A 7,403-nucleotide genomic window follows, 5' to 3' on the forward strand; every position below is an offset into this window, starting at 1 on the left:
ATTTACGTTCACTTCGGCGTCTCCTGAAAGATAATTGCCTTAGGAGATGCAGAGTCTCCGATTTTCATAACCCATACTGTTACAACAGCGCTGGACACGAGAAGGGCGAAGAGCGCAACAGTAGGTCGAACCCGCCGCAGCCAACGCCGGTTACTTCACATAGTGCATGAAATTCGCATACGGCGACTCGGCCACCTTGAACCACTGGTCGCTGGCGAGGGCGAATTTTTTCCACTCGGTGTAGATGCGTTTGAATACCGCATTCTTGCGCGCCTCTTCCTCGTACATCTCGAACGCCGTCTTGCGTGCCGCGAGCATGACGTCCTTGGGGAAGGCGTGCAGTTGCACGCCGGCCTTGAGCAGGCGTTGTAGCGCCGGCGGATTTTTGGCGTCGTAGTCGGCGAGCATGTATAGATTGGCCTCGGCCGCGGCGGCCTCGAACGCCGCCCGATACGCCGGCGGCAACTCTTGCCACTTCTTTAAATTCACGTAGAAGGAAATCTGCGGCCCGGGCTCCCACCAGCCGGGGTAGTAATAGTGCTTCGCGACCTTGTGAAATCCGAGCTTCTCGTCGTCGTAGGGCCCGACCCATTCGGTGGCGTCGAGCGCGCCGCTTTCGAGCGCCGGATAAATGTCGCCGCCGGCCAGCGTCTGCGGCACCACGCCGAGGCGCGCCATGATCTGGCCGCCGAGGCCGGGGATGCGCATCTTGAGGCCCTTGAGGTCGGCGATGGATTTGATCTCGCGGCGAAACCAGCCGCCCATCTGCACGCCGGTGTTGCCGCCGGGGAACATCACCACGCCATGCTCCGCGTAGAGATCGCGCATCAGCTCGCGCCCGCCGCCGGCGTACATCCAGGCGATCTGCTGGCGCGCGTTCAGACCGAACGGCAGCGCGGTCTCGAAGGCGAAGGCCATGTTCTTGCCGACGTAGTAGTAGCCGGCGGTTTGCCCGCATTCAACCGTTGCCTGTCCGACGGCGTCCATAACCTGCAAACCCGGCACGATCTCGCCGCCGGCGAACACGCGGATCTGGAATTTGCCTCCGGTGACTTCGCCGACGCGGCGGGCGAGGCGTTCGGCCGCGCCGTAGATGGCGTCCACGCTCTTGGGGAAACTTGAGGCAAGGCGCCAGCGGATCGCGGGCGCTTCATCGGCGCGCACCGCGCCGGCCACGCCCATCAGCCCGAGCCCGGCGCCCTTGAGAACATCGCGTCGTTTCATGTCATTTTTTGTTATGGATTTCGCGGACAGCAGACATTCTGCCCCAGCCATGCGCCGGAGCCAAACGATTTACAAAAAGGAAGAACTGAAAAGAGGTTTAGCGCTTCTTGCTGGCTACGACTTTATTGCGGCCGCCTTGTTTAGCTTCCTGCAGGGCGCCGCTGGCGTGCGACATCAACTGCTCAAGATCTTCACCGGTCTTGTACTGAGTGACGCCGATGCTGATGGTCAGACGGACCTTCTTCGAGCCCACGTCAAAATCCCATTTGCTGACCGAGGCGCGGATGCGTTCGACAATCTTCTTGCCCTGCACCAGGCTGGTGTGCGGCAGTAAAATCAGAAATTCTTCACCGCCATAGCGCCCGACCTTGTCCGGCATGCGCAGAGCGTCGGCGAGCACGCCGGCCAGATCCTTGAGCACACGGTCGCCGCCACCGCGACCATAAGTCGCGTTGATTTCTTTCAGCAGATCGACGTCGGCCATGGCGACCGTTAGCGGCGCGCGGTAGCGCTCGGCCTGGGCCATGGCGTCGAGCAGGCCGACGGTGATGCCGCGGCGGTTCATGATGCGCGTGAGCGGATCGGTGATGGCCATCTGGCTCAGGTCATCGTCATCGCCCTCGCCACGCAGGCGCTTGATGTATTCGTTGCGAATGGGGCTCAGCACCAGCCAGTAGATCGGCGGTGCGCAGATCAGTGCGAGCAGAATACCGTCGAGGAGATAGAAATTGATGCCGTGCTCGAATCCCATGTAGCGCAGCGCGTACATGATCAGCACTTCGGTGACGAAAACGATCACCACAATGGCCAGCATGGCCTTGATCGCCGTTGAAACCTCGCTCCTAGCTTCCTTCAAGAGACATCCCCGTTGTTTTCTCTACCCGGTTTGACCGGTGTTCCCTGTGTTTTTCTTTTCTTTAACTATAGTCCACCGGACGGGGATGCAAGGGCAGAGACGAGGTTAGAGCGACTGCAGATTGGCGTAACCAATGACCAGCCATTTGGTGCCGGCGGCCTCGAAATTGACCTGCACCCGGGCATGCGACCCCTGGCCTTCGTAGCGCAGCACCACACCTTCGCCGAAGGTCCCGTGGCGCACCCGGCTGCCGAGGCGCATACCGCCGGCCGGGGGCTCCTGGGCCGGCAGGCCGGTCGCGAGTTTGGCGGAGGGATAGGCCGAAACCATAGGCTTGGCGCGGATTTCCTGGATTAATTCCTCGGGGATCTCGCCCAGAAAACGCGAGGGACTGGTATAGCGCTCGTTACCGTGCAGACGCCGCAGCTCAGCCTGGGTCAGCACCAGCTGCTGCCGTGCCCGGGTCATGCCGACATAGCACAGGCGCCGCTCCTCCTCGAGCCGGGTGGGGTCCTCGAGCGAGTGCTGGTGCGGGAACAGGCCTTCTTCCAGACCGGTCAGGAACACCAGCGGAAACTCCAGCCCCTTGGCCGAGTGCAGGCTCATGAGCTGCACGCAGTCCTGCCAGGCCTCGGCCTGGCCTTCGCCAGCCTCCAGGGCCGCGTGCGCCAGAAACGAGGATAGCGGATCGAGGCCCTCGGCCTCGTCATGTTCATAGCCGCGCGCGGCATTAATCAATTCTTCCAGGTTTTCCACGCGCGATTCGGCCTTTTCGCCTTTCTCTTTTTTGTAGTGCTCGATCAGCCCGCTGCCGGCAAGCATCAGTTCCACCGTTTCACCCAGCACGAGTCCGGTCGTTTCGCGCGCCAGGCGTTCGATAAGCTGCATGAAACCGTGCAGCGCTTCGCGCGCGCGGGGCGGCAGCTCGGCGGCGCCGAGCAGTTTCTGCGCCGCGTCCCACAGGGAAATTTTTTCAACTTTGGCAAGGTCGCGCAGTGCATCCAAAGTCTTAGCGCCAATACCGCGTGTGGGCAGATTTACCACACGCTCAAACGAGGAGTCGTCGTGGCGGCTGGCCATGAGTCGAAGGTAGGCGAGCGCGTCCTTGATCTCGGCGCGCTCGAAAAAGCGCAGACCGCCGTACACGCGATAGGGAATGCCTTCGTTGATCAGGCGCTCCTCGAACAGGCGCGATTGGGCATTCGACCGGTATAGCACCGCGCACTCGGCGCGCGCATGCCCATGCGCCACCCAGTCCTGGATGCGGTCAATCACGAAACGCGCCTCGTCGTAATCGGTATAGCCGGTGTAGAACTGGATCAGTTCGCCTTCCTCGCCCGCGGTCCACAGGTTCTTGCCGAGACGTCCAGTGTTGTTGCCGATAACAGCATTGGCGGCTTTAAGGATGGTCGAGGTAGAGCGGTAGTTCTGCTCGAGGCGAATGGTGCGCGTGCCGGGGTGGTCGTTTTCAAACTTGAGAATATTTTCCACCTTGGCGCCGCGCCAACCGTAGATGGACTGGTCATCGTCGCCGACCACGAACAGGTTGCGCTCGGGTCCGACGAACTGCCTGAGCCAGGCATACTGGATGCGGTTGGTGTCCTGAAACTCATCCACCAGTACATGACGGAAACGTCCCTGGTAGTGCTCGCGCATAGTTGGGTTGTCGCGCAACAGTTCGTAGGCGCGTAGCAGCAGCTCGGCGAAATCTACCAATCCCGAACGCTGACAGATTTCCTCGTAGGCGATATAGACGCGCCGCAACTCGCGCTGGGTCGGGTCGTTGGATTCGCCGAGGTCCTTGGGGCGCCGACCCTCTTCCTTGTGGCCGTTGATGAACCACATGGCCTGCTTGGGCGGCCAATAGGCCTCATCCATATTCATGGCTTTCATGAGCCGCCTGATGACTCTGAGTTGGTCTTCACTATCAAGAATCGTGAATGTCTGCGGGAGATTTGCCTCTTTCCAGTGAGAACGCAGCAAACGGTGCGAGAGTCCATGAAAGGTCCCGGTCCACATGCCGCCGACCGGTGACTGCAGCATGGATTCAATGCGACCGCGCATCTCGTGGGCAGCCTTGTTGGTGAAAGTCACCGCCAGGATCGCGTGTGGCGAGATGCCCTCCACGCCCACCAGCCAGGCCACGCGGTGGGTCAGCACGCGCGTCTTGCCGCTGCCGGCCCCGGCCAGCACCAGCAACGGCCCCGGAGGCGCGCTCACGGCCTCGCGCTGCGCGTCGTTGAGTTCGTCCATCAGGTGGGAGACATCCATCGCGGGATTTTACCAGAGACGCGGCAGAACTCGGGGGAAATCAGCCAGCCAGCCGCCATGGTAGGAACAGCCGAAATAAGGCTTTACACTGGCATTAATAAAAAAGTCTGTCGATTTTTCAGGGAACATCTCATGTCACTTAAAGAAAAGCTGAGGGAAATACTGTCCTTCGTTGTGCGCAAGCGCGAGGACATGCTGCTGTGCAAGGATCTGACGGTGGTTTCCGGGTTGAAGTCGTCCGGGCGCCTGGAAGTGGTCCCGATGCACGTTGGCCACCTCAAAGAACTGGTGGAATTCATCCAGGAACATCACAGAGAGACCGCGCGCTCCTTGCGCATGCTCGACGACTGTTTTCGCAACCGTTACGAGGGCCGCGTGGCGCTCCTGAACGGCAGTATCATCGGCTACCGCTGGTGGGTCACCTCGGCCATTCCGCATCCGCAACTGAAACTCTATGGCGTATCGTTGCTCGACGACGAGGTCTACGCCTTCGGACTGTACATCGCACGCGCCTTCCGTGCTCAGGGCTACGCCGGGGAATTTCTGGCGCTCACCCAGAAACAGTTGGTGGATATGGGTTTCAAGCGCCTCTACAACGCCGTGGCCACCAGCAATGTCCCGTCAAGGCGGCTGTATCAGACCTTCGGCTCGAAGGAATTGGGCTTGCGCGTGTCACGGAGTTTCTTTTCCACCATCACTTTCTGCGATGGGCGGTGGCTGCGTTACAACCCGGTGTGGATGTAGCCAGACAACGTCGATTCCTCAAGTCTCTCGGCTCACCGCGCCCACGCGGGCCTGTGGTGCCAGCTCGGCAAACCAGAACATCTTGATGAATTGCGCCCGGGTCAGGGTGATGAGGATTTTTTTCAGCTCCTCGAAGGAGATCTGGGGAAAGGCCTTTTGCACCTCGGCGGCGGTGAAAGGCTTGCGCTGTTCCTCGATCCAGCGAAAGACCATCAGCACCTCGGAGGATATTTCCAGGCGCGCAGATATTCGATCCGTCGAATCGGAATGTCCCAGCCGGATGGCCACCACCTTCGTGCCTTGGGGCGATTTATCGGACTCTACTTCTAGTTCTAGCGCCGCGTCCGGTATACGCTGGAACCTGGAATTTTCGTTGATTTGGTCGAGGCGTTTGGCTACCGGGATCGGGGCCTGAATCAGATCCTCGGGGGAAAGCGATGCCACCAGTTGCGGCAGGCGCGCGAGCAATTGTTTGGCATGGGTGTGCAACTTGGTGTTTAGCGTGCCATTACCAGTGGCGCCGTACAACGGTTCGCGCCAGGCACTGTCCTGCAACAGCAACCAGCGGATCTGCTCCATGGCGCAGTCGAGCAGCGTCGGCGGGCTGATGGTGATGCTGAGCGACAATGAAGGTTCGCTGGCCTCGGTGTAATGCCAGGTGCCGCGCGGCAGGAACAGCACCGAGCCCGGTTTCATCGCGGCGGTTTCGAACTTCACGTTCTTGTTTTCCGGAAATCCGTTCTGCGCCTGCGCGTACAGCTCGTCGTACGGCTTGCCGCCAGAGATGTACTGCGTGCCATAGGGCATGGCAAGTTCCTGCACCGGTGCGTAATGAAAACGCTTGGTGCCATGCAGCTGGAGAGAAATGACATCCTGCGCATCGAAGTGGCAACTCAGACCATCCTGAAACGGCGAGGCAAAGGCGCTCATGACCAGTGAACCTTCATTCAGCCCGAGCTCGGACTCCAGACCGCGCAGGAATTCCGGCGTCCCGGGAACATACGGCCCAATGTCCTCGAAATTCAAAGTGAGCCCCATCTCGAACAGTATGGAGGGATCGACCCGGTCGATCTGGATCATCTGATCGCTCTTGCGCCCGTGGGTGAAACGCAGACTGCCGCGATAACGCTTGGCCAGATTCTGCACGCTCGCCAGTTCCTCGCCGCGCAACAGCGCCGGCCAGCGCGCCGGGTCGCTCTGTGCCACGAACGGCCGTTTTGGCCAGTATTGGTTCAGGAATTCATCGGCGGCTTTCGGCGACAACAGCGCTGCCAGTAAAGGTTTGTTGGCTACAGACATATAGTCGTGATGGTCAGGGAGAATTCGATGAGTCCGTCTGTAGTCGTCCGTCGTCGAGTTTTAGAGCCGGCCAATGGGTACGGAAAGCTCGCCATCGCTGACTGTCTTTTTCGCGCAAATAGAGCATCGTGCGAGAGAACACCCCGACGAACCGAAGCGTTGCGAGCTTGCGGAATCCAAGCCGACGATTGGCGGCAAGCGACGGTGCATTGAGATCGTCGATCGAAGTATAGAAATGCGTGCCGGGTGGATAATACTGCATGAGATAGAGCTTGAGACGCTGGAACAGTCTGCGCCCGCGATGCGGCGGTATAACATATGCGTTGCCGGTGAATACCGAGCGGGAATCGAGTCGCACGTTCAGGTTACACCGGCGATAATCATCGAGCGTGATCACATACTCACCGGTAAACGCCCATACATAGCCGACGACGCGCTCACCGTTCAGAGCAACGGCACAGCGGGCTCCGTCGCGAAAAAACTTGCGAAACATTACGTCGAGATGCACCCGGTCAGCGTTGGGTGCGCAAACCAGTATTGCATCGAGGTTCATAAGGGTCGCGAATCCGAAGGTATACCCGGCGAGTGGTTGGAACGTTTGTGTTTCCACTGCGCCCATCAATCTCAGGATTTGGATATCGGCCAGCCAGAGGGCTCCGCCATTTGCAACACCATATGAGGCCAGAATTTTGAATATTCGCACGAAGCCGCCTTCGCGATAATGTGCGAGGAGCCGATTTAGCTTTAAGAGCAGGAAAGACGTTGCCGTTTTCATTGCGATCCTTGCGTCGTCAAAGCGTGTGGCAGAATTGGCGAGGGGCTTATTGTGTAAGCCTTGCGTTAAAGAAAGCTATCGCCAAATCTAACAATAATCCAATCGGTTAATCACTCGACCGTTACCGATTTGGCGAGATTCCGCGGCTGATCCACGTCCGTGCCCTTCGCCAGCGCGACGTAATAAGCCAGCAACTGCAGTGGCACGGTGTAGAGAATCGGCGAGGTGGTTTCA

General features: G+C 59.4%; 7 protein-coding genes. 1 reads left to right on the top strand and 6 read right to left on the bottom strand.

Annotated features, from left to right (window positions below; translation table 11 throughout):
* Nucleotides 1–150: 150 nt before the first annotated feature.
* From NUV55_RS11815 to uvrD, 3 genes are all read right to left on the bottom strand, one after another.
* A complete protein-coding gene (locus NUV55_RS11815; RefSeq protein ID WP_296673238.1) occupies nucleotides 151–1,224 on the bottom strand; it encodes a TRAP transporter substrate-binding protein in 1,074 nt (357 codons plus the stop codon).
* Nucleotides 1,225–1,321: 97 nt separating this feature from the next.
* Nucleotides 1,322–2,080, bottom strand: a complete 759-nt coding sequence (locus tag NUV55_RS11820; RefSeq protein WP_296673240.1) for a GGDEF domain-containing protein — start codon at nucleotides 2,078–2,080, stop codon at nucleotides 1,322–1,324.
* A gap of 105 nt (nucleotides 2,081–2,185) precedes the next feature.
* Nucleotides 2,186–4,351, bottom strand: a complete 2,166-nt coding sequence (gene uvrD / locus NUV55_RS11825) for a DNA helicase II (protein ID WP_296673241.1) — start codon at nucleotides 4,349–4,351, stop codon at nucleotides 2,186–2,188.
* Nucleotides 4,352–4,483: 132 nt separating this feature from the next.
* Between uvrD and NUV55_RS11830 the strand changes: the two genes are divergently transcribed.
* On the top strand, nucleotides 4,484–5,095 hold the full coding sequence (locus tag NUV55_RS11830) for a GNAT family N-acetyltransferase (protein ID WP_296673243.1): 612 nt from the start codon (nucleotides 4,484–4,486) through the stop codon (nucleotides 5,093–5,095).
* Nucleotides 5,096–5,113: 18 nt separating this feature from the next.
* On the opposite strand, the gene NUV55_RS11835 is transcribed toward NUV55_RS11830, so the two are convergent.
* The 3 genes from NUV55_RS11835 to NUV55_RS13890 form a co-directional block, all read right to left on the bottom strand.
* Complete coding sequence (locus NUV55_RS11835) at nucleotides 5,114–6,394, bottom strand: cupin domain-containing protein (RefSeq protein WP_296673244.1); 1,281 nt, start codon at nucleotides 6,392–6,394, stop codon at nucleotides 5,114–5,116.
* A gap of 13 nt (nucleotides 6,395–6,407) precedes the next feature.
* A complete protein-coding gene (locus NUV55_RS11840; protein WP_296673246.1) occupies nucleotides 6,408–7,169 on the bottom strand; it encodes a hypothetical protein in 762 nt (253 codons plus the stop codon).
* A 110-nt stretch (nucleotides 7,170–7,279) separates the two neighbouring features.
* Nucleotides 7,280–7,403 (bottom strand): hypothetical protein (locus NUV55_RS13890; protein ID WP_367280414.1); only part of this gene is annotated, 124 nt, incomplete at its 5' end.

Origin of the sequence: Sulfuricaulis sp., from assembly GCF_024653915.1 — a bacterium.
In the GTDB taxonomy this organism is placed as follows: domain Bacteria; phylum Pseudomonadota; class Gammaproteobacteria; order Acidiferrobacterales; family Sulfurifustaceae; genus Sulfuricaulis.